Annotated in this window: 20 protein-coding genes; 9 read left to right on the forward strand and 11 right to left on the reverse strand. The window is 69.3% G+C overall.

The features are described from left to right. Nucleotides 1-4: 4 nt before the first annotated feature. Nucleotides 5-1,105, reverse strand: coding sequence for a mechanosensitive ion channel family protein (locus OG828_RS32140; protein ID WP_328440631.1), 1,101 nt, complete (start codon nt 1,103-1,105; stop codon nt 5-7). A gap of 318 nt (nt 1,106-1,423) precedes the next feature. On the opposite strand from OG828_RS32140, the gene OG828_RS32145 reads away from it, so the two are divergent. Continuing rightward, nucleotides 1,424-1,963, forward strand: a complete 540-nt coding sequence (locus OG828_RS32145; RefSeq protein ID WP_210576597.1) for an HNH endonuclease — start codon at nt 1,424-1,426, stop codon at nt 1,961-1,963. 104 nt (nt 1,964-2,067) lie between these two features. Here the strand turns inward: OG828_RS32145 and OG828_RS32150 are convergent, their stop codons facing one another. The 3 genes from OG828_RS32150 to OG828_RS32160 all read right to left on the reverse strand — a co-directional run bounded on the left by OG828_RS32150 (nt 2,068) and on the right by OG828_RS32160 (nt 4,698). Beyond that, nucleotides 2,068-3,417, reverse strand: coding sequence for an FtsX-like permease family protein (locus OG828_RS32150; protein ID WP_328503118.1), 1,350 nt, complete (start codon nt 3,415-3,417; stop codon nt 2,068-2,070). A 64-nt stretch (nt 3,418-3,481) separates the two neighbouring features. Beyond that, nucleotides 3,482-4,168 carry an ABC transporter ATP-binding protein gene (locus tag OG828_RS32155; RefSeq protein ID WP_328503119.1) on the reverse strand — a complete coding sequence of 229 codons (687 nt, stop codon included), beginning with the start codon at nt 4,166-4,168 and terminating at the stop codon, nt 3,482-3,484. Continuing rightward, a complete protein-coding gene (locus OG828_RS32160) occupies nt 4,165-4,698 on the reverse strand; it encodes a PadR family transcriptional regulator (RefSeq protein ID WP_328364385.1) in 534 nt (177 codons plus the stop codon). Before OG828_RS32160 ends, OG828_RS32155 begins: the two co-directional genes overlap by 4 nt. A gap of 230 nt (nt 4,699-4,928) precedes the next feature. On the opposite strand from OG828_RS32160, the gene OG828_RS32165 reads away from it, so the two are divergent. The 3 genes from OG828_RS32165 to OG828_RS32175 all read left to right on the forward strand — a co-directional run bounded on the left by OG828_RS32165 (nt 4,929) and on the right by OG828_RS32175 (nt 7,871). Further along, nucleotides 4,929-5,204: a hypothetical protein gene (locus OG828_RS32165; RefSeq protein ID WP_301981076.1), complete on the forward strand. Its 276-nt coding sequence runs from the start codon at nt 4,929-4,931 to the stop codon at nt 5,202-5,204. 62 nt (nt 5,205-5,266) lie between these two features. After that, on the forward strand, nt 5,267-7,360 hold the full coding sequence (malQ, locus tag OG828_RS32170; RefSeq protein ID WP_328503120.1) for a 4-alpha-glucanotransferase: 2,094 nt from the start codon (nt 5,267-5,269) through the stop codon (nt 7,358-7,360). Nucleotides 7,361-7,577: 217 nt separating this feature from the next. Beyond that, nucleotides 7,578-7,871 carry a hypothetical protein gene (locus OG828_RS32175; protein ID WP_328364392.1) on the forward strand — a complete coding sequence of 98 codons (294 nt, stop codon included), beginning with the start codon at nt 7,578-7,580 and terminating at the stop codon, nt 7,869-7,871. A 99-nt stretch (nt 7,872-7,970) separates the two neighbouring features. On the opposite strand, the gene OG828_RS32180 is transcribed toward OG828_RS32175, so the two are convergent. Next, nucleotides 7,971-8,555, reverse strand: a complete 585-nt coding sequence (locus OG828_RS32180) for a TetR/AcrR family transcriptional regulator (RefSeq protein ID WP_328364394.1) — start codon at nt 8,553-8,555, stop codon at nt 7,971-7,973. A 115-nt stretch (nt 8,556-8,670) separates the two neighbouring features. On the opposite strand from OG828_RS32180, the gene OG828_RS32185 reads away from it, so the two are divergent. Continuing rightward, nucleotides 8,671-10,140: an FAD-dependent monooxygenase gene (locus OG828_RS32185; protein WP_328503121.1), complete on the forward strand. Its 1,470-nt coding sequence runs from the start codon at nt 8,671-8,673 to the stop codon at nt 10,138-10,140. A gap of 67 nt (nt 10,141-10,207) precedes the next feature. On the opposite strand, the gene OG828_RS32190 is transcribed toward OG828_RS32185, so the two are convergent. Beyond that, on the reverse strand, nt 10,208-11,086 hold the full coding sequence (locus OG828_RS32190) for a trypsin-like serine protease (RefSeq protein ID WP_328503122.1): 879 nt from the start codon (nt 11,084-11,086) through the stop codon (nt 10,208-10,210). A gap of 762 nt (nt 11,087-11,848) precedes the next feature. Here OG828_RS32190 and OG828_RS32195 point away from each other — a divergent pair. After that, entirely contained in the window at nt 11,849-12,703 is an 855-nt protein-coding gene (locus OG828_RS32195; protein ID WP_328442485.1) for a radical SAM protein, read from the forward strand. 33 nt (nt 12,704-12,736) lie between these two features. Further along, on the forward strand, nt 12,737-13,147 hold the full coding sequence (locus OG828_RS32200) for a nucleotide triphosphate diphosphatase NUDT15 (protein WP_328364399.1): 411 nt from the start codon (nt 12,737-12,739) through the stop codon (nt 13,145-13,147). Here the strand turns inward: OG828_RS32200 and OG828_RS32205 are convergent. The 4 genes from OG828_RS32205 to pepN form a co-directional block, all read right to left on the reverse strand. Next, nucleotides 13,119-14,837 (reverse strand): hypothetical protein, encoded by a 1,719-nt coding sequence (locus tag OG828_RS32205; RefSeq protein ID WP_328364401.1) that lies wholly within the window; start codon nt 14,835-14,837, stop codon nt 13,119-13,121. The two genes, OG828_RS32200 and OG828_RS32205, sit on opposite strands and share 29 nt — an antisense overlap. A gap of 2 nt (nt 14,838-14,839) precedes the next feature. Then, a complete protein-coding gene (locus tag OG828_RS32210; RefSeq protein ID WP_328503123.1) occupies nt 14,840-15,514 on the reverse strand; it encodes a hypothetical protein in 675 nt (224 codons plus the stop codon). 158 nt (nt 15,515-15,672) lie between these two features. Next, nucleotides 15,673-16,206: a hypothetical protein gene (locus OG828_RS32215; RefSeq protein ID WP_328364405.1), complete on the reverse strand. Its 534-nt coding sequence runs from the start codon at nt 16,204-16,206 to the stop codon at nt 15,673-15,675. 305 nt (nt 16,207-16,511) lie between these two features. Continuing rightward, entirely contained in the window at nt 16,512-19,082 is a 2,571-nt protein-coding gene (pepN, locus tag OG828_RS32220; protein ID WP_328503124.1) for an aminopeptidase N, read from the reverse strand. 120 nt (nt 19,083-19,202) lie between these two features. Here pepN and OG828_RS32225 point away from each other — a divergent pair, with 120 nt between their 5' ends. Beyond that, nucleotides 19,203-19,682, forward strand: a complete 480-nt coding sequence (locus OG828_RS32225; RefSeq protein WP_328503125.1) for a DUF1203 domain-containing protein — start codon at nt 19,203-19,205, stop codon at nt 19,680-19,682. A 135-nt stretch (nt 19,683-19,817) separates the two neighbouring features. Here OG828_RS32225 and OG828_RS32230 read toward each other — a convergent pair whose 3' ends face one another. After that, the gene (locus tag OG828_RS32230) at nt 19,818-20,837 is read right to left on the reverse strand and encodes an aspartate-semialdehyde dehydrogenase (protein ID WP_328503126.1); all 1,020 of its coding nucleotides are present in this window, start codon (nt 20,835-20,837) and stop codon (nt 19,818-19,820) included. Nucleotides 20,838-21,045: 208 nt separating this feature from the next. Here OG828_RS32230 and OG828_RS32235 point away from each other — a divergent pair, with 208 nt between their 5' ends. Beyond that, nucleotides 21,046-21,567, forward strand: a complete 522-nt coding sequence (locus OG828_RS32235; protein WP_328440641.1) for an RNA polymerase sigma factor — start codon at nt 21,046-21,048, stop codon at nt 21,565-21,567. Nucleotide 21,568: the final 1 nt, after the last annotated feature.

Consider the following 21,568-nt stretch of genomic DNA (forward strand, 5'->3'; position numbering starts at 1 on the left):
ACGCCTACTTCGTCGCGCTCGGCGGAGTGAGCGGTGTGGCCGCCGAAGCCTGCGGGGACGACGTGTTCGAGTAGACCGACGGGGCCGCCATGCCCGCGGTCGGGTCGGCGGGCGACTCGCCGTCCGGCTGGGCCGGGAGGCCGCCGACGATGCGGATGTCCTCGGCGTCGAAGGCGCGCTTGATACGCCAGCGGAGTTCGCGTTCGACGGTGAGGGACTTGCCGGGCATGGTCTTGGCGGAGACGCGGACGACCATCGAGTCCAGCAGGACGCTGTCCAGGCCCAGGATCTCGACCGGGCCCCAGAGCATCTCGTTCCAGGGGTCTTCCTTGCTCATCTCCTCGCCGACCCGGGTGAGGACCGCCTTGACCCGGTCCAGGTCCTCCGACGGGTGGACGGTGACGTCGACGCCGGCCGTGGCCCAGCCCTGGGACAGGTTGCCGATGCGCTTGACCTCGCCATTGCGGACGTACCAGATCTCGCCGTTGTCGCCGCGCAGCTTGGTGACGCGCAGGCCGACCTCGATGACCTCGCCGGAGGCGACGCCCGCGTCGACGGTGTCGCCGACGCCGTACTGGTCCTCGAGGATCATGAAGACGCCGGAGAGGAAGTCCGTGACGAGGTTGCGGGCGCCGAAACCGATGGCGACGCCCGCGACACCGGCGGAGGCCAGCAGCGGGGCGAGGTTGATCTCGAAGGTGGCGAGGACCATCAGGCCCGCGGTGCCCATGATCAGGAAGCTGGCCACCGAGCGGAGCACCGAGCCGATCGCGTGCGAGCGCTGGCGGCGGCGCTCCACATTGACCAGCAGACCGCCCAGCGCCGTGCCGTCGACCGCCTGGGCGGTGCGGTTCATGCGCTCGATCAGCTTGGTGATCGCCCGGCGCACCGCCACTCTCAGCACCGCCGCGATCACCAGGATCAGCAGGACTCTGAGCCCGATCGCGAGCCAGGTGGACCAGTTCTGCTCGACCCAGCCCGCGGCGTTGGTCGCGCTCTCCTGCGCGTCCTGGAGCGAGGGGACCGCCGGGGGCGTCGTCTGTGAGGGAGACGGCGACGGCGAGGGCGACGAACCGGCGGCCAAGAGGACGGCGGACAGGGACACGGCAGGTACCTCCAGGTGCAGCGGTCCGCCCGCCGGCAGGCAGTAAAGATCACAAGAAGGTCACCGGACGGGCAGGCTCACCACACTATCGGGGCATTGTGTGTGGATCGTTGCGGTGTTCGAGGGAGGAGAGGCGCTCCGCCGGGGATGAACTGGTGGGATGAACCGCCCGTGATCCTGGGGATGATTCAAGATGTGGTCGAAAACACTCCCAGCCCGTTACCGGGACATGGTGGCGCTTCCACCAGGCATGAGGGGAGACTGACTACAGATCGTCCCGGCGCGAGCCACGCGCCGCCGACGCACAAGGAGGCATCCGTGCCGCATGTCCTGGTCCTGAACGCGTCGTACGAGCCGCTCGGCGTCGTACCGCTCCGCCGCGCGCTCGTCCTCGTCCTCGAGAACAAGGCCGTATGCCTCGAGGAGTCCGGCGCCTTTATGCACAGCGCAACCGTCACAGTCCCCGCACCAAGCGTGGTCCGGCTCAAGCGATTCGTCCGGGTTCCCTATCGGGGGCCCGTTCCTCTGACCCGGCGGGCGCTCTTCGCGCGCGACGGGGGCCGGTGCATGTACTGCGGTGGCGTCGCAACCAGCGTCGACCACGTCATCCCGCGCAGCCGCGGGGGCAAGCACGTCTGGGACAACGTGGTGGCGTCCTGCCGCCGCTGCAACCATGTGAAGGCCGACCGGCATCTCTTCGAGATCGGCTGGCGGCTGCGCCACAAACCCGCTCCGCCCTCCGGCCTGGCCTGGCGCATCATCGGGACGGGCCATAGGGATCCGCGCTGGCTGCCGTACTTGCAGCCGTTCGGCGCGGACGACGCCCTGGCCCGGATCGACGGCGCTATTTCCGCCTGACGATCCGGGCTTTCGCATAGCCCCGGCCGGTTCCCGCACGGCCGGGCATGCGGCACGCCTTCCGCCGGTCCCGAGGGTCCCCCGTGCCCCCGGGGCCGGAAGCCTCACGTGTAGCGCAGCTCCCCGGGGTGCGCCGAGCGGCGCAGCAGGGGCAGCGAGGTGGCCGCCGCCAGCAGGCACGTCGCGTACACCGCGAGCGGGACCAGCAGGGCCGCGAACGAGGACGGGGCGAGCACGTCGCCGACGATCCCGCCGTATCCGACACCGATCGCCAGGCCGCCGAACCCCGCCAGGAGCAGCGCGGGCGCGAGCGGCAGCGCCGTCTCCAGAAGCAGCGCCCGGCCGAGCACCGCCCGCGGCACCCCGGCGGCGGTCTGCGCGGCCAGGCCCCGGCGCCGGGTGGCCAGTGACTCGGCGGTGCCGACGGCCAGCGCGCACAGCGTGATCGTGAGGGCGACGAGAATAGCGGCGGCCGTGAGGTTCAGGCCCGTCTCGTAGAAGGACATGTTCTCGGCCGGGTACCTCATGCCATGCAGATGGGCGAGCAGCCCCTGCCGGACGCCCACGAAGCCCGTGCCCACGACCGTCACCAGCAGCACCGCCGCATGCGTACGGGCCGCCGCCCACGGGTCGTCGCGCAGCCGCTCCGCCGCGATCAGCACGGCCGGGCTTTCGGTGCGGGCGGCGAGGTACCGGCCGGTCAGCCGGGCCGTGAACCCCGAGAGCCACACCGAGACCACCCCGACCAGCACCACCGCGGCGACAACCGTCAGCGGAACCATCGCGAACCCGATGAGGGGATTGTCCCGGTACGGCGTGAGGGCCGTCAGCAGCACCAGGACGGCGAACGTCGGCACCACCACCGCGAGCGCGAGCCCCGGCCGGCTCGTCGTCCGCACCCGCCGCACCCACCCCAGCGGCGAGGTGATCACCCGGCGCAGCGCCAGCGCGCTCACCAGCGCACCCAGCACCGGCACGGCGACGGCGACCAGCACGAACCCGGCCCAGACGATGCCCGGCGGCTCCGCCCACTCCCCGAGGACGACCACCACGGAGGCGAGTACGGCGATCACCGACCCCACGAGACAGGCCAGCCCGGCCTCCAGCGCGGCGATCCGCCGCACCTGTCCCGGCGCGGCCCCCGCGAGCCGCAGCGCGGCCAGCCGCCGGTCGCGGTGCACGGCACCGACCCGGGCGCACTGCCCGAGGAACCCGAGCACGGGGATCAGCAGGAGCACCAGCGCGAAGACCACGCCCGTCCGCTCGCCGGGCTGATTCAGCAGCCCGTTGCCGAACGGCACGACGTACTGCCCCTCGATCGACGCGATCGCCACGGCCGCCAGCCCGAACCCGGTGGCCAGCCCCGCCCCCACCGCCATCAGCCCCGCCCGCCACCACTCCCGCCGGTTCGAGCCTCGGGTCAGCAACCAGGCCAGCCGCAGATCGGCGTTCATGCGGTCACCTCCAGGGCGGTCACATTGCTCAGGCGTACTCGGCGGATGGTCCACAGCTGGGTCGTCATGCCGTCACCTCCAGCGGGCTCACGGTGCCGTCGCTCAGCCGTACCTCGCGGTCCGCGTACGCCGCTGTCTGAGCGTCGTGGGTGATCAGCAGGACGGCCGTGCCGGACTCGCGGGCCGTGTGGGTCAGGGCCGTCATCACCTGCTCGCTCGCGAGGGAGTCCAGCGCGCCGGTCGGCTCATCGGCGAAGACCACCTTCGGGCCGGTGACCAGGGCCCGGGCGAGCGCCGCCCGCTGGGCCTGCCCACCGCTCATCTCGCCGGGCCGAAGTCCCTCCTGCCCCCGCACCCCGAACCGCTCCAGCCACTCGCCGGCCCGCTCCTGGGCGTCCTTGCGGGCGGTCCCGGCCAGCATCAGCGGCAGGGCGACATTGTCGAGCGCGGTCAGCTCCGGGATGAGCTGCCCGAACTGGAAGACCACGCCGAAGTCGGTACGGCGCAGCTCGCTCAGCCGCTTCTCGGAGAGCGTGTCCAGCCGCTGTCCGTCGTACGTCACCACGCCCTCGTCCGGGCGGACCAGCCCCGCCAGACAGTGCAACAACGTCGACTTCCCGCTGCCGCTGGCGCCGGTCACGGCGAGGATCTCGCCGGCCTGCAACGCGACCGAGGCGCCGCGCAGGGCCGGCGTGCTGCCGTGCGCCTTCGCCAGATCATGGGCCGCCAAGAGCGGCACTGGGTTGCTCATGCTGCGTCGACCTCCGCGGTCAGGGTGGTGAGCCGGGCCGCCGTCGTGGTCATCCAACGGAGGTCGGCATCAAGGTGGTTGAGGGCGTAGTCGGCCGAGAGCACGGTCGCGAGATCGGCGCCCGGAGCGGTCTTGACCGCCGTGAGCTCACGCATCCGCTCCATGTGCGCGGCGCGTTGGGCGCGCAGATAGGCCTCCGGATCGCCGCCGGACAGGATCGCCACGACGACCTTGGCGAAGATCTCGTTCGTCACGAAGGGCGCGGGCGGGGTGATCTCGCCCGCCCACTTGCCGAGTTCACGCACACCGTCGTCCGTCGAGCGGTACGTCGTGCGCTCCGGACCGCCGTCCGAGTCGGTGCCGTCGACCTCGGCGAGGCCGTCGCGGACCAGGCGCTGGAGGGTCGTATAGACCTGTCCGTAGGCGAGCGGACGGGCCTGCGGGAAGCGTTCGTCGTGGCGTCGCTTGAGGTCGTAGCCGTGGCTCGGTCCCGTCGCGAGCAGTCCCAGGAGGATGTGGCGGGTGCTCATGGGGGCCAGTATGCACCCACTACATGTACTGAGTGAATAGTGATCTATGAATTCGCGGGAACCAGCGGGAATTCGCGGGAAGAAGTGCGGGAAGGAGTGCTGCGGTCGCACAGGATGTGTGTGATGAGGCGCACGTAGTCCGGCCGTGGACGTCTGGTCTCGCGTCCGTTGGGTAGGGCTGCGGTAACCCGTACGAAGCCTTACCCGCCGTACTCGACAAGGAGTTCCCCGTGGCCGCATCGGCACACCTTCTGCTCTCGGCCCTCTCCAAACAGGAGGCGGAGCCGTCCGCCGCATCCGATCTGCACCTGTGCGTCTTCAGCGCGGAGGGCGCCTGCGCCGAGGCGCCGCTGACCAGCGAACCCCCGCTGCCGGACGCGGAACCTCTCACCAGCGAGCCGCCGCTCGCCGACGCCGCCCCGCTGACCAGCGAGTCCGACGCCTACCCGGACACGCCGGCCGGCGAGCTCGACGCCTACTCGGACACCTTCCGCCCGGAGTGGTAGATGTCCCCCGGAGTGGTAGATGTCCACCGGACACTTCGGACCCTTCCCTTGCGGAGCCGTAGATGACAGCACCCCGGTCGGCCGCGGCCCCCGACGAGGACCTCTCCCGGCTCGCCGAGCTGCACGGCGTCGCCCCGTCGTACAGCCCGTCGCCCGACCGCACCGTCACCGCGTCGGCCGCCGCGCTCACCCGGGCGCTGGCGGCGCTCGGTGTCGAAGCGAGCAGCCCCGGGGCCGTACGCGCCGCGCTCGCCGACCGGGAGCGGGAGCTGAGCGAACGGCTGCTGCCGCCGACGGTGGTGTGCTGGAGCAGCAGCGCGCCCGCCGCGCTCGCCGCTCTCCCGGCGGGCACCCGGCTGCGGATCGAGACCGAGCAGGGCGAGACCCGCGCCGCCGCCGAGCAACTCCCGCCCGGAGTCCACCGGTTGACCGCGACCGCCCCCGACGGCCGCACCGCCCGCGTCCACCTGGTCGTCGCCCCGCCCCGGCTGCCCGCGCCGCCCGGACGCTCGTACGGCCTCCTAGTCCAGCTCTACTCCCTGCTCTCCCGGCGCTCCTGGGGCATGGGCGACCTCGGTGACCTCGCCGAGCTGGCCGCCTGGGCCGGGCGGGCGCTCGGCGCCGGATTCGTGCAGGTCAACCCGCTGCATGCGGCCGTGCCCGGCACACCCACAGACCCGTCCCCCTACCGGCCCTCCTCACGTCGCTTCCCCGACCCGGTGCATCTGCGGGTCGAGGACATCCCCGAGTTCGCGTACGTGGACGGGCGGGAGCGGGTGCGGGGGCTGCTGGAGCGGGCGGCGCGGCTGCGGGAATCGGTGCTGGAGAAGGGGGAGTTGATCGACCGGGACGCCGTGTGGGCGCTGAAGCGGGAAGCGCTGGAGCTGGTGCGGGAGGTGCCGCTCGGACCGGGGCGGCAGGCCGCGTACGCCGACTTCCTCGCCGAGCAGGGCGAGGCGCTGGAGGACCACGCCACCTGGTACGCGCTGGCCGAGGTGCACGGCCCGGACTGGCGTGGCTGGCCTGCGGGCCTGCGTGACCCCCGCTCGACGGAAACCGCCCGCGCCCGGGGCGAGTTGATGGACCGCGTCGACTTCCACTGCCGGCTCGCCTGGCTCACCGACGCCCAGCTCACCGCCGCGCAACGCGCCGCGCGGGAGGCGGGCATGCCGGTCGGGATCGTGCACGATCTGGCGGTCGGCGTGCACCCGGAGGGCGCGGACGCCTGGGCGCAGCAGCGGTACTTCGCGGCCGGGATGTCGGCCGGCGCACCACCGGACGCCTTCAACGCCCGCGGCCAGGACTGGGGGCTGCCGCCCTGGCGCCCGGACCGGCTCGCCGAGTCGGGCTACGCCCCCTTCCGCATGCTCCTGAAGGCCCTGTTCCGCTACGCCGGCGCCCTGCGCATCGACCACGTCATGGGCCTGTTCCGGCTCTGGTGGGTGCCGGAAGGGCTGCCGCCGACCGAGGGCACCTACGTCCGTTACGACGCCGAGGCCATGCTGGCGATCCTGGTCCTTGAGGCCTCCCGCGCCGGGGCCGTGGTGATCGGCGAGGACCTGGGCACCGTAGAGCCCGGGGTCCGCGAGGCGCTGCGTGAGCGCGGGGTGCTCGGCACGTCGGTCCTGTGGTTCGAACGGGACTGGGAGGGCGACGGCCGCCCCCTGCCCCCCGACCGCTGGCGTGCCGACTGCCTCGCCACCGCCACCACCCACGACCTGCCCCCGACCGCCGCCCGCCTCACCGGCGACCACGTCGAACTCCGCGACCGCCTCGGCCTGTTGACGCGCCCCGTCGACGAGGAGCGGGCGGAGGCCGCCGCCGACACGGGGGAGTGGCTGACACTGCTCGCCCAGCTGGGTCTCCTGCAGGGGACCAGCGGAGGCCTCGGCACGTCCGCCGAGGAGGCCGAGGTCCAGGCCGTCCACCGCTATCTGCTCCGCACCCCGGCCCGCATGATCGGCATCTGGCTGCCGGACGGGGTCGGCGACCGCCGTCCGCAGAACCTGCCGGGTACGTGGGACCAGTACCCGAACTGGCGGCTTCCGGTCGCGGACGCGGAGGGCAGGCCGATGACACTGGAGGAGCTGGCGGGGTCGGCGCGGCTGCATGCGCTGGTGGAGGTGGTGCGGGCGGCTGGTGGGCGGCAGGCGTGAAGGTGGGTGGCGCGTGGTCCGGTGTGCGGCGGTCGTGAGGTGGGTGGCGCGTGGTCCGGTGTGCGGCAGGCGTGAAGGTGGGCGGTGCGTCGTCCGGTGGGCGGCAGGCGTGAGGTGGGCGGCGCGTGGTCCCCTGGTGCCTGGTCCGGTGTGCGTGGTTCGCCTCTTACGGCACCCCGGACGCGCGTCCCCTCCCGCGGTTGGATACTTTGGCTCCGTGGACAAGAAGAACGCCCTGCGCGCCGGCGCCCTGGCTGCCGGTACGACGCTGATGATGCTGCTCATGTCGTCCCCCGCGCTCGCGATCACCCGCGACGACGGCGACGACCCCGGCCCGGGCCTGAGCGTCATCGAGACGCTGGGCCTGTTCGTCGTGGCCCCGCTCGCCCTCTTCGTGGTCATCGCCGGCCTGGTGATGGTCCTGGACAAGTCGCACGAGGCGCACCGGGTGACGACCCGCAACATCAAGACCCGGCCCAAGTCCAAGGCCGAAGCCGGCTCCAAGGCCTGACCGGGCTCCCCGAGACTCTTTCGAGGGCGTCGACCCCGCCGCACGTACGCGCAGCAGCCGTACGTGGGCGAGGTCGGCGCCTTTTCGCGTTCCTTGGTGTCATGGACTCGGGGCCGTCAGATACCTCTGCACCGTCGGCCCCAGCCACGCCACGATCTCCTGCCGGCTGAGCGCCACGGCCGGCGGGAACTTCAGGACGTAGCGGGTCAGCGCCAGCCCGAGCATCTGCGTCGCCACCAGCCCCGCCCGCGCCGGGATCTGCTCGGGGTCGGGACAGGCGTACCGGGCGACCGGCATGACCTGGTCCCGGAAGATGCCCTGCATCCGCTCGGCGCCCGCCTGATTGGTGGCGCCGACCCGCAGCAGGGCCGTGAGTTCCTCGTTCTCCTCCCACATCGTGAGGAAGTGCGTCACGAGGGTCTCGCCGATGATCTGCCGGGGCAGCGCGGCGAACTCCGGCAACCGTAGATCGACGGAGACCGCCGCCGCGAACAGGCCTTCTTTGTTGCCGAAGTAGCGCATCACCATCGACGGATCGATGTTCGCGTCCTTGGCGATGGCGCGGATGGTGGCCCGCTCGTATCCGTCGGTCGCGAAGCGCTCGCGGGCGGCGGCGAGGATCGCGGTGCGGGTGGCGTCGGAGCGGCGGGGCGGGGCGGGGGCGGGGGGCTTGCTGTCGGTCATGCCAACAAGCGTAGGCCAACAGGTGTTGACACGTCCAGGCCGGGGCCCTACGTTTGTCAACGAGCGTTGGTCAACAGTCGTTGGCAAACGAACGTTGGCATCCAGGGAGGCCACCATGAACGGCACCGGCACGGACACAGGCACCGAAAACCGCACCACCCCCTCCGTCATCGTCGTCGGCTCCGGCCCCACCGGCCTGCTCCTCGCCGGTGACCTCGCCACCGCCGGCGTCCCCGTCACCCTCCTCGAAAAGCGCCCCCACAAGATCAGCAACCTCTCCCGCGCCTTCGGAGTACACGCCCGCACCCTGGAGCAGCTCGACGCCCGCGGCCTTGCCGACCCGCTGCTCGCCACCGGCGACACCATCACGGGCCTGCGCCTTTTCCGTCGCCTCTCACTCGACCTGGGCACGCTGCCGTCCCGCTTCCCGTTCCTGCTGATCACCCCGCAGTACGAGGTGGAGCGGCTGCTGGAGCGGCGGGCGCGCGAGGCAGGGGTGGAGTTCGCGTACGAGAGTGAGGTCGTCGGGCTGAGGCAGGACGAAGAGGGCGTCGACCTCGACGTACGCGGCCCCGACGGCGAGGTCACCGCTCACCGCGCGGCCTACGTCGTCGGCGCGGACGGCCACCACAGCGCCGTACGCCAGGCGATCGGCCTGCCCTTCCCCGGCGTCTCCGTCATCAAGTCCCTGCTCCTGGCGGACGTCAGGCTCGCCCAGCAGCCCGAGGGCGTACTCACCGTCAACGGCGCGGGCGACGCCTTCGCGATGATCGCGTCCTTCGGTGACGGCTGGTACCGCGTCATGGGCTGGAACAGTCGCAACGAGGCGGCCGACGACGCCCCGCTCGACCTCGACGAGATCAAGGACGTCACCCGCCGCGCCCTCGGCACCGACTACGGCATGCATGACGCGCGCTGGCTCTCCCGTTTCCACAGCGACGAGCGCCAGGCGCCGGAGTACCACGTCGGCCGGGTCTTCCTCGCCGGGGACGCCGCGCACATCCACTCACCGGCCGGCGGCCAGGGTATGAACACCGGCCTCCAGGACGCGGCCAACCTCGGCTGGAAGCTCGCCGCGGCCGTCCAGGGCTGGGCGCCCGCGGGCCTCCTCGACACCTACCAGGCCGAACGCCACCCCGTCGGCAAGGCGGTCCTGCGCAGCAGCGGCGGTCTGGTCCGGCTGGCCCGCGCCCAGAGCCCCGCACTGCGTGCCGTACGCACACTCGTCTCGGCCCTCGTCAACGTCGCCCGCCCCGCCCAGCGCAAGGCCCTGGCCCAGATCTCCGGCCTCGGCTACAAATACCCGGCCCCCCACTTCTCCCACCGCCTCACCGGCACCCGAGTCCCCGACGTCGCCCTCAAGAGCGGCCGTCTCTACGAGGCCCTGCGCGGCGGCCGCTTCGTGCTGATCACGCCCGAGGGCTACGACGAGAGGGGCGCCCGCGAGTCCCGGCTGGCCGTCGAGCACTGGGCAGGAGACCGCCGTACGACCGTGCTGGTGCGCCCCGACGGATACGCGGCCTGGGCGGCGGACACCGCCGAACCGGCCGCGATCGAGGCCGCGCTCGCCGCGCATCTGGGGTGAGGGCGCGAGGGCGGAGGGCCGAGGAGAGCGTCGCGCTCCTCGGTCCTTCGGTGTGCTGTCGGCAGCCCTAGGGAAGTGTGACGAACGGCGACAGGAACGCGCGGGCGCCCAGGGTGTCCAGGCGGTACGTCACATTGGTCGCGTAGCACGGGGTGTCGCCGGTGATGGTGGTGGCGGCCAGGACGTTCTTCCCGCCGATCACCGCGAAGTTGGGGCCGCCGGAGTCGCCGTAGCAGGCACCGCCGTTGCCCTGCGGGGCGGTCATGGCCAGGCGCACCCAGGAGTTGTTGAGCGCGTTGAAGGTGACGGGTGCCTTCATACGGACGCCGCCGCCGGGGTGGGTCTGGCCGCCGGGGCCGTTGACGGCCTCCTGGGTGCCGTATCCGGCGACGAACCAGTCGGTGGAGTTGAGGCCCTGCGGGCCGAGCGCGCCGAGCTGACCGGCGGTCGGGAGGGCCGCGGGCGCGAAGGACCAGCGGGCCTTCATCTTCGCGGCCGAGAGCTCGATCACCGAGATGTCGTGGGTGTCATACGCGGGCCCGGGGAAGTCGGGGTGGCTGTGGGCCGTCCCCTGGACCGCGACGGCGTTCGCCTGGGCGGCCGGGTCGCCCGGGTACTTCTTCGCGGCGGCGTCGAGGTCGGACTGCACATCCTGGTCCAGCGACACGTAGAACTTCACGTTGTCGGGCCAGTCGGTGGTGCAGTGCGCGGCCGTCAGGAAGGTGTCCGTGTCGATCATGGTGCCGGAGCAGACCCAGTCGACCCGGTCCGGGGTCGCGGGGTTGTCGTCGTTGTCCCACGTGGCGACGAGCGCGCCGACCTCGGTGCGCTCGGGGGCGGGCGTCGCGTTGTAGGAGTTGATGGCCGAGGCCGGCAGTGCGGTGGCGAGCACGGCCGCACAGGCCGCCGCGGTGACGGCGGTGGCGGTGACGCGTAGGGCTGACAAAAGAACTACCCCTTCGGCAGGCGGGAGTGGGTGTTCTCCTGTGGGAGGTGGGCCAAGTGAAGCGCCTGGGGAGCGTTGCGGCAAGAGGGTGATCCATCCATAGGGAAAGCCCTATGAGCTCGTAACACGATCTTGTTGAGGTGCCCCTGGTCGGGCTGACCGATGTGACGATTCGCCCGTTCGGGAGGGTGTGAGTACTCGGCCGTGGATCGTGGATGACGACTGGGTGAAGTCGTGCACCAGGTCCCACGCCCGATCGATATCCAGGACAAAGTCGCCCGTGAACGCGGCGAGGTCGTCCATGCTCGGTGTCACTTATCAGATGGACGACCGCGTGAACCTCGACGTACCCCTGACCACGGGAACGCAGGTCGTTGAAGCGGTCTGACAGATGCGCCACCTCTGAACGTCTCTCAACCGGATGGAACAGTCCCGATTCCGGCGACGTCGCCGCCCACACCACGCGCATCCAGCCCTCTTCGCCACACAGGTCATCGCCCACGATCCAGAGCCACGCTCCCACGCTCCACTACGACACGACTACTGGGTGGTTTGCTTGATCGTGTTACGAGTTCTATGGGCACTCCGGGAGTACGGCTGGCCTCGGCGTCGGGGAGTCCAGCGCGTCAGTCCGAGCGGCGAGGCCCGCGAGCGTGATCACTACGAACTCTGGGAAGTCTGTTCCGCAGTGGTGTCGCTTGACCTTTTCGGCCCCGAGAGGCGCTGACATGGGGATAGTCTCGCCCAGTGCTCCCCCCCTATGTGGATCTTCGTCCGATCGGCAGATGTAACCTGAGCTGCCCTTTCTGCTTCGGTCCCAGACATGATGTTCCCACCATGCCCCAGGCGGTCGCATTCCGGATTGCGGCGAAACTGCGGCAGGAAGGCGTGCAAGGTGTTGTGATTTCGGGAGGTGAACCTACACTCCTCCGATACCTGGCCCAGCTCGTTGAAGAATTGAGCTCTCCGCTGCCGGGTCGCTTTCCACCCAGAGTTGTTCTCAGTACCAATGGTCTTGCTTCGCTCAAGGTGATGGAGCGTGTCTTGCCCGGGCTGTCCTGGCTCGCGCTCCCGCTGGAATCGGCGGATGAGAAGGAGCACCGGGAGCTGAGGACAGGCAGTGCCGCGCCGCACCGGAAGCGGGTTCTCGACCTTCTGAAAGAAGTACGGAAGAACCATAAAAGAGTGCGCGTAAAACTGGGGACCGTGATCACCAGACGCAACGTTTCCGGTGCGCCACGTGTTCTTGACCTGATCGAGGAGGACTCCTGGCTTCCTGACGTCTGGAAGGTCTATCAAATGTCGGAGACCAATTACGGTGCGGACAACGGTGATTGGCTCTCGGTCGGGGACGAGGAGTTCGAGGAGGTGGTGGAAAAATGCCAGCAGAAGGCCGAGGAGCGTGGTGTCACCCTTCGCGTCTACCGGAATTCCACGCGAACAGGCAGTTACTTCTTCATCGATCCCGACTGTGAAGTGGTCGTCGTCGACGAGGGCGGGGAACGGAGGCTCGGTAACTTCTTCAGCCTGCTTGAGGACGGCGCGCCTCGTCCTGCCGACCTGGTGCTGCCGTCCCGGAACATGGAGAACTTCGTCCGAACCTATCCCGATGAGTGATGCGAAACCAGCCGGACCAGCCAAGGGGTTGAGATGACGGCAAACGTGCGTGTGGGGGTCCAGGCCATCGTCCGTTCGGGGAACCGGGTCCTGCTGGGGTTGCGGATCAACGTCTTCGGACATGGCACTTGGGGACTTCCCGGAGGGCACCTCGAGGTCGGCGAGTCGCTGACCGGCGCAGCCTGCCGCGAGTTGGCGGAGGAGACCGGAGTGCACGCCCTGGGCGCTCGCATCATCTGTGTCACCGACCCGGATCCCGCCGCCAATCACCATATGCAGGTCGGAGTGGAGATCCTTGACCACACGGGTGAGATCGAGGTGAGAGAGCCGGACCGATGTGAACAGTGGCAGTTCTGGCCGCTCGACGCTCTGCCCGACCCGCTCTTCATCGGCTCGGTGGAGGTGTTGCGCCGCGTCAAGGAAGGGGCACTTCTCCCCTTCTGACCTTTTCCCGGACGTGGACGTGGCCGTGTGCCTGCATTTCGGTCTGCAGCGTCTCGATATGACTCTGCTCGGTTTTCTGGAACTCCCCCCAAGTGCTGGAGAGTTCCCACTGGGTTGTGAACTCTTTGCGGGCATCGTGGTAGTACTGGCTGTCCTTGCGGTACATGACCTCGAAGGCGCTCATGCCGCGCAGGGTCCGGCCGTTCGGATCGGATGTGGTGTAGGGCTCGAAGAATCCGACGTCCGAGGTGAGAAGCGTCGATCCTGCGATGTCCATGGGTGTGACCCGAAGTTCGACGTGGTCGGGATACCTGTCCTTGAGCCGCTGATACGACTCGGTCACCTTGAGATATGCGTCGTTGTAGTAAGGACTCTTCCGCACCAGAGCCTCAATGTTCCCGTAGTTTCCGGGATCTGCCGTGGGGTCGCTGGGCAAGAAGGCTGCCAGAGTGCTCCAAGGACTGCTGATGATGACGTTGAAGTGCACCTTGCGGTCCAGCGCGGCGATGACCGGTTGGTAGAAGTCGAATTGGCTGAGGAAGTAGGAAGCGCCCGCGTGGGCGATGAGCCGGATGACGTTGTTTTCAGCCTGGAGGGCCGCCTTCTTGGCAGCGTTGCGTTGGCCGCTGTCCTGAGGCAGGTATACCTTCTCGATCTGGTACGCGGCCTTGCCGTCCGTCATCCCGGCAGCACGCATGTCCGCAAGTGCCTCCTGCAGGATGCGCGTCTGGGGATGTGCCCGGCCGAGGTCCAGGGAGGCCGTCGCGTAGTTCTTGGCCGCTTCGAGCGTTTCCACGGCGGCCCTGGTTCGTTCGTCGTCGACCCCGTCCCAGCCGCCCGCTGCGCCGAACTCGGCGACAGCGAGCGTGGCCTGAGCGATGATCGCCTCGCGGCGCTTGGGACCGAGTACCACCTGAGCCGTCACATGGAGGGCTTCCAGGTCGGTGAGGGCCTGCCCGTCCGGCTCGGACTCGTGCTGCGCGGCGGCTAAGGCGACTTGCGCGTCGATGGCCCGAGGGCTCAGGTTTCCGTCCCTTTCGACAAGGAGCCCCACCGATTCACTGAATCTGCCCAGCGCGCTGCGCAGATCCTCGGTGTCCCGATGGGTTCGGGCTATGGCGAGCTTCACGCGGTTGGCTGTCAGCCGGGCATCCAGGTCTCTCTCCCAGGGGTGTTCGGGCGCGGCAAGAGCCTTGTCGGCCCATAGGCCGGCGGCTTGCGCATCGCCCATCTGCAGACTTGCCTCGCTCAAGTTGGCAAGAATCGCGGAGATTTCATGGGTCTTGAACTGATGGGCCCGGTCGAGGGCGAACTTGAGCGTGGCCTTGGCCCGCATCAGGTCGCCGTGCGCCGCGAGCAGCGCTCCCAGCTGATTCCAGATTCCGGCGTCCGGGTACACAACTCGGTCGCTCTCGTCGAGTTCCATTTTCCGCAAGGTCGCGTTCGTCAAGTCCATCGACTCTTTCTTCATGCCGAGCCCGAGTAATGACTGGGCCAGGTCGATGTAAGCGCCGATGCTCTTCGGAACGTCCTCCCATGGAGCCGCACCAGTGGAGATCCGGTGGACGTAGTCGGTGAGGAGATCCTCGATCTCGACTCCGGGATGACTGCTCTGACGTGTCTCTTCTTCTTCCTCGCAGGCCCTCTCCGCCATCGAGGTCGCTTCGTCGAGGCTACGGATCCCATCCATGGTCAGTTTCCCCCTCGTGGGCGCCCATTCGGATGGGGCCGGTTCCATTGGGCGTCGATGTACCCTTTCCTGGAATTATTCCTTGACCTTCCGTTCCCGGAACTCCGTAGTAGCCGGATTATTTCCGACATGGAGACGGCGAACGCTTCATTGTTCTCGGTCGGTTGATTCCTTCGCGGCTCGACGAGCATGCCCAGGACCACGGGAGGGGATTTCGACGGATGGCGCTCGATGGGGCCGCCTGCATAGGTGCTGTAGTCGTCGATCTGGCCTTCGCAGCGGAGCCGCATTGCTTTCACTTTGAGGTCGGGCGTCTTGTAGTACTCGGAGTTCGCCTCGATGATCGTGCCTGTCAGGGGTTTGTTGGCGCGGGGCGACGCTGTTGTTCGCCAGGCGTTCCCCTTCCTGGGGTTCTCGAAAAGAATTCTCCGCAGTGGCTCCCTGGTGCCGTTCAGTTCGATCCTGAGCAGTGCCAGGTCCGACGGTTTGTTGCACCGCACGATGGAAACCGGGGTCCCGTCCTTGAGGTGAAGGGGTGGCTTTGTCGCGGAAACATCGTGACCGAGTTTTTCCCGCAGGAGATGGAAAGCCGTATAGGCGAACGCCCGTTCGGTTCGCAAGGCGAATCCGACACGTTCCCCGTTGGCGTAAATGTCGATCAGGTGTTCGTTCTGCATTGCAGTACGGCTCCCCCCGTCTGACCGGTCATGCGATCCAGGCGTCCCGCCCTGGGAAGGCAATGCTAGCCATGATCAGAATTCCTGGTCGACCTGTTCTTCGGAAATGTCTCTCTTGATGCGGAAGGGGTGACGGTGGCGGTCTTTTCCGGTCGAGTTCAGAGGAAGAGCCTTCTGATCCACTTCTTCTGTTCCCTCTGGTGAACGTGAACGTCGGCGAGCAGAAGTTCCAGCAGTTCACGGTCGGCCGCCCTCGACTCCTTGACGAATCTCGCGAACCTCTGCCACCGCTTGTCGGCCTCCAAGCGGATGTCCTCGCCCTGGTTGTGCCACTGCTCCCATGCCTCCTGCCACTTGTCGATCCCGTCGAAGGACTTCTGGCAGGCCAGGCGCAAGGGCTCGGAACTGTAGAGCTCGATGCGTGCCACGAGTGTGACGGCGGCGTTCTGCGCAGTGGCTCTGCGCTCCTCGCTGTCCGGGAGTTCGCCGGTCAGCCGTGCCTGTGCGCGCATGCGGGCGAACGCGTGGATGGTGCTCATCAGGTCGGCGTAGGTGTCCACTCGGCGATCCCAGAGCCGCCGCTCCTGGTCTCTCCTCGTTGTCGCACGCTGAGTGAGCCAGGCGGCGCTCAAGGTCGCCGTCGCGCCCAGTGAAGTGCCTATGATCGCGGCCTCGGCCGGCGAGATGCTCACGCCGTCATGATGGCGTGGCGGTCGGGTGGACGGTACAACTCCGCCAGTGAGCGGGCCGATCGAAGAATCATTCAGTTCCCGTACGACTCGGGATGCCGAGCAGCGCCCGCCGGAGCCCTGCCTGCAGTACGCCGAGGACGCCATGCTTCGCGCCTACCGCCTGTGAGGAAGGTCGGGAACTGGGGGCTGCATATCGGCTCGCGCGCATCGAGAGGCCGGAGCCGGAGGCGCCTCGGCCTGCTGACTGACCGTACGAAAGGGGGCGCCCGGCATCGTGCCGGGCGCCCCCATCGACGTACGACGGACTACTGCACCGCGTCCGCAGCCTGCGCCTTCAGCGCCCGCTCCACGCCCGCCCGCGACTCCGAGACGAGCCGACGCAGGGACGCGTTCGGCTCGGCGGAGGTCAGCCAGGTGTCCGTCTTCGCCAGGGTTTCCTGGGAGACCTGGATGGTCGGGTAGAGGCCGATGGCGATCTGCTGGGCGATCTCGTGGGAGCGGGACTCCCAGATGTCCTTGACGACCTCGAAGAACGTGTCGGCGTACGGTGCCAGCAGCTCGCGCTGGTCGGTCTGGACGAAGCCCGAGATGACGGCTTCCTGGATGGCGTTGGGGAGCTTGTCGGAGTCGATGACCGACGCCCAGGCCTCCGCCTTCGCCTCCGGGGTGGGCCGGGCCGCGCGGGCGGTGGCCGCGTGCCGTTCGCCCGCCGCCGTCCTGTCCCGCTCGTACTCGCCCGCGATCTCCGCCTCGTCGAACCGGCCGACGGCGGCGAGCCGCTGGACGAACGCCCAGCGCAGCTCGGTGTCGACGGCCAGGCCCTCGATCGTCTGCGAACCGTCAAGCAGCGCCTCCAGCAGGTCCAGCTGCTCCGGCGTACGAGCCGTCGCCGCGAACGCCCGCGCCCACGCCAGCTGGTGGTCGCCGCCCGGCGCCGCCGACCGCAGATGGGCCAGCGTGGCGTCGGTCCAGCGGGTGAGCAGGGCCTCGCGGGCGGCAGGGTCGGCGTACAGGTCGATCGCCAGCTTCACCTGGCGCTGCAGCGACTGCACGACACCGATGTCGGACTCCTTGCCGATGCCGGACAGCACGAGGGAGAGGTAGTCGCGGGTGGCGAGTTCCGCGTCCCGCGTCATGTCCCACGCCGACGCCCAGCACAGGGCCCGCGGCAGTGACGCCTCGAAGTCGCCGAGGTGGTCCGTGACGAAGGACAGCGACTGCTCGTCGAGGCGGACCTTCGCGTACGACAGGTCGTCGTCGTTGAGCAGGACCACGTCCGGACGGCGCTTGCCGACCAGCTGCGGTACGGCCGTCAGTTCGCCGTCGACGTCCAGCTCCACGCGCTCGTCGCGGACCAGCTTGCCGGTCTCGTCGTCGAGTTCGTAGAGGCCGACCGCGATGCGGTGCGGGCGCAGCGTCGGCTCGCCCTTGGCGCCCGCCGGGAGCGCCGGGGCCTCCTGGCGGATGGCGAAGGAGGTGATGACGCCGTTCGCGTCGGTCTCGATCTCCGGCCTCAACACATTGATTCCGGCCGTCTCCAGCCACAGCTTCGACCAGGTCTTCAGGTCGCGCCCGGAAGTCTCCTCCAGCGCGCCCAGCAGGTCCGACAGGCGCGTGTTGCCGTACGCGTGCGCCTTGAAGTACGCCTGCACGCCCCGGAAGAACTCGTCCATGCCGACGTACGCGACGAGCTGCTTGAGGACGCTCGCGCCCTTCGCGTACGTGATGCCGTCGAAGTTGACGAGCACGTCGTCGAGGTCGCGGATCTCGGCCATGATCGGGTGCGTGGAGGGCAGCTGGTCCTGGCGGTACGCCCACGTCTTCATGGAGTTGGCGAAGGTCGTCCAGGAGTGCGGCCAGCGCGACTCGGGGGAGTACGCCTGGCAGGCGATCGAGGTGTACGTGGCGAACGACTCGTTCAGCCACAGGTCGTTCCACCACTCCATGGTGACCAGGTCGCCGAACCACATGTGGGCCAGCTCGTGCAGGATCGTCTCGGCCCGCACCTCGTACGCGGCGTCGGTCACCTTCGACCGGAACACGTACTGGTCGCGGATCGTCACCGCGCCCGCGTTCTCCATCGCGCCCGCGTTGAACTCCGGCACGAACAGCTGGTCGTACTTCTTGAACGGGTACGCGTAGTCGAACTTCTCCTGGAACCACTCGAAGCCCTGCCGGGTCACCTCGAAGATCGCGTCCGAGTCGAGGTACTCGGCGAGGGAGGGGCGGCAGTAGATGCCGAGCGGGACGGACTGCCCGTTCTTCTCGTACACGCTGTGCACGGAGTGGTACGGGCCGACGATGAGCGCCGTGATGTACGTCGAGATCCGCGGCGTCGGCTCGAAGACCCAGGTGTCGTCCTTGGGCTCCGGCGTCGGCGAGTTGGAGACGACCGTCCAGCCGGCGGGCGCCTTCACGGTGAACTGGAAGGTGGCCTTCAGGTCCGGCTGCTCGAAGGAGGCGAAGACCCGGCGGGCGTCCGGCACCTCGAACTGGGTGTAGAGGTAGGCCTGGTTGTCGACCGGGTCGACGAACCGGTGCAGGCCCTCTCCGGTGTTGGTGTACGCGCAGTCGGCGACGACACGGAGGATGTTGCGGCCTTCCAGCAGCCCCGGCAGGGCGATCCGGGACTCCTTGAACACCTCGTCGGCATCCAGCGGATCGCCGTTGAGCGTGATCTCGTGGACGGTCGGGGCGACCAGGTCGATGAAGGACTCCGCGCCGGTTTCGGCGACGTCGAAGCGCACCGTGGTCACGGACCGGTAGGTACCGCCCTCCTGCGCGCCGGAGAGGTCGAGATCGATCTCGTACGAGTCAACGGTGAGCAGCTTGGCTCGCTGCTGCGCCTCTTCGCGAGTCAGGTTGGTGCCAGGCACGCGGTCATCTCCTCGATATGGGTGGCTTCGGCGGTTCGGTCATCCTTCCACGGGACCTGTGAGAAACGCGATGTCCGGTTCCCGCCGGTGAGCGGGCCGGACGCGCAGGACGCTGTTCGTATGACGACGACGTACATCGCACGACCCATCACCCCCGTGACCCTGAAGGAGCTGCGTTCTGCTGACGATGCGGGGCGCGAGATGGTTCCCGTGACCGACGAGGAGGGCGGGGCGCCGCTGCGCTGCTGTCTGCGCCGCAGCGAGCCGGGGGAGCGGATCGCCCTCGTCTCGTACGCCCCGCTGCGCCGCTGGGCCGCCGAGACAGGAGCGGATCCCGGCGCGTACGACGAGCAGGGCCCGGTCTTCATCCACGCCGAGGAATGCCCCGGCCCCGACCCGGACGGCCACCCCTTCGCGCGCGCCCACCGCACCGTCCGGCGCTACTCTGCCGAGGGCCGCATCCTGGGCGGCGAGCTGGTCGACGCGGTCGACGACGAGGCCTTCCGGAAGGCGTTCGACGACCCGGCCGTGGCGCTGGTGCATGTGCGGGCCGTGGAGTACGGGTGCTTCCTGTACGAGGTGCGGCGAGCTCCGCTGTGAGTGCCGCGATGTGTCGTTGGTCCGCTGCGGCTCCGTCGTGGCTGGTCGCGCAGTTCCCCGCGCCCCTAAGGGCGCTATTCCTCGGGTATGCGAAAGGGCCGGCCACCCGTGAGTGACCGGCCCCGGCGCCGGGGACTACTTCGCGCTCAGCTCCGCCGCCACCAGCTCCGCGATCTGCACCGCGTTCAGGGCCGCGCCCTTGCGGAGGTTGTCGCTGGAGACGAAGAGGGCGAGGCCGTTGTCGACGGTCTCGTCGGTGCGGATGCGGCCGACGTACGACGGGTCCTGGCCGGCGGCCTGGAGGGGGGTCGGGATGTCGGAGAGCTCGACGCCCGGCGCGGCGGCCAGCAGCTCGGTGGCGCGCTCGGCGCTGATCGGGCGGGCGAAACGGGCGTTGACCTGGAGGGAGTGGCCGGAGAAGACCGGGACGCGGACGCAGGTGCCGGAGACCTTGAGGGCGGGGATCTCGAGGATCTTGCGGGACTCGTTGCGGAGCTTCTGCTCCTCGTCGGTCTCGTTCAGACCGTCGTCGACGAGGTTGCCCGCGAAGGGCAGCACGTTGAAGGCGATGGGACGCTTGTAGACACCGGGCTCCGGGAAGTCGACCGCGCCGCCGTCGTGGGTGAGCTGGTCGGCGTCGGCGACCACCTTCTGCGCCTGCCCGTGCAGCTCCGCCACGCCCGCGAGACCCGAGCCGGACACCGCCTGGTACGTCGCGACGACCAGCGCCTCCAGCCCCGCCTCCGCGTGCAGCGGCTTCAGTACCGGCATCGCGGCCATCGTCGTGCAGTTCGGGTTGGCGATGATGCCCTTGGGCCGGTCGGCGATCGCGTGCGGGTTCACCTCGGACACCACCAGCGGTACGTCCGGGTCCTTGCGCCAGGCCGAGGAGTTGTCGATCACGACCGCGCCCTGGGAGGCGACCTTCTCGGCCAGCGCCCGGGAGGTCGCGCCGCCCGCGGAGAACAGCACGATGTCCAGGCCGCGGTAGTCGGCGGTCGCCGCGTCCTCCACCGTCACGCCGTCCAGGGTCGTCCCGGCGGAGCGGGCCGAGGCGAACAGACGCAGCTCGGTGACCGGGAAGGCACGCTCCGTGAGGATCCTGCGCATGACCGTGCCGACCTGCCCGGTGGCTCCGACGATTCCGACCCTCACGGCGACTCCTTCTGCGTGTACGTACGTGTCTGCGGCTTTTCCATCATGCGGCCGACCCCGGTCCGCCTGTCCAATTCTTTGCGCTCCATGCCCGAGGAGTGGGACACCGGGCAGTGTGACGTACACCTCGGGCAGATTTCCCCGAGATCCGCCGAACGTTTCCGTGCGCTGCGGCGTCGTAGAGGAAACGCGGTGAGGGGGGTGGCTTGTGCTGCGCAGAAAGGCCCGCCGTGACCAGGGGAACGATGACCCTCTGGACGCGGCTCAGGAACGCCGGGTGCGGGCGGTGCTCGCGCTGGGCGGTGTGCCGCAGACGGACCTGCCGGACGGGGTGCAGCAGGTCCGCCTGCGGCTGCTGGAGCGGGCGGCGAAGGGGTACGAGGCCCCGCGCGACGTCTCCGCATGGGTGGCCGTGGTCGCCTCCAACCTCGCCATGGACTGGCACCGCGCCAAGCGCCGCCAGGATCGGCTCGGCGAGCGCCTGGCCTCCCTGCGCCAGCTGGAGCACCCCTCCGGCGAGGACACCAGCGTGCTCTCCCTCGCCGTCGCCCAGGGTCTGGACGAGCTGCCCGACCCCCAGCGCCAGGTCCTCGTCCTGCGTTTCTACGCCGATCTGCCCGTGCGCTCGATAGCCGACGAACTCGGCATCCCGGAAGGCACGGTCAAGAGCAGGCTGCACACGGCGGTACGGGCACTGCGCGCCCGCCTGCACGAGGACGAGGTGGTGTGAC

This window comes from Streptomyces sp. NBC_00457 (assembly GCF_036014015.1).
In the GTDB taxonomy this organism is placed as follows: Bacteria; Actinomycetota; Actinomycetes; order Streptomycetales; family Streptomycetaceae; genus Streptomyces.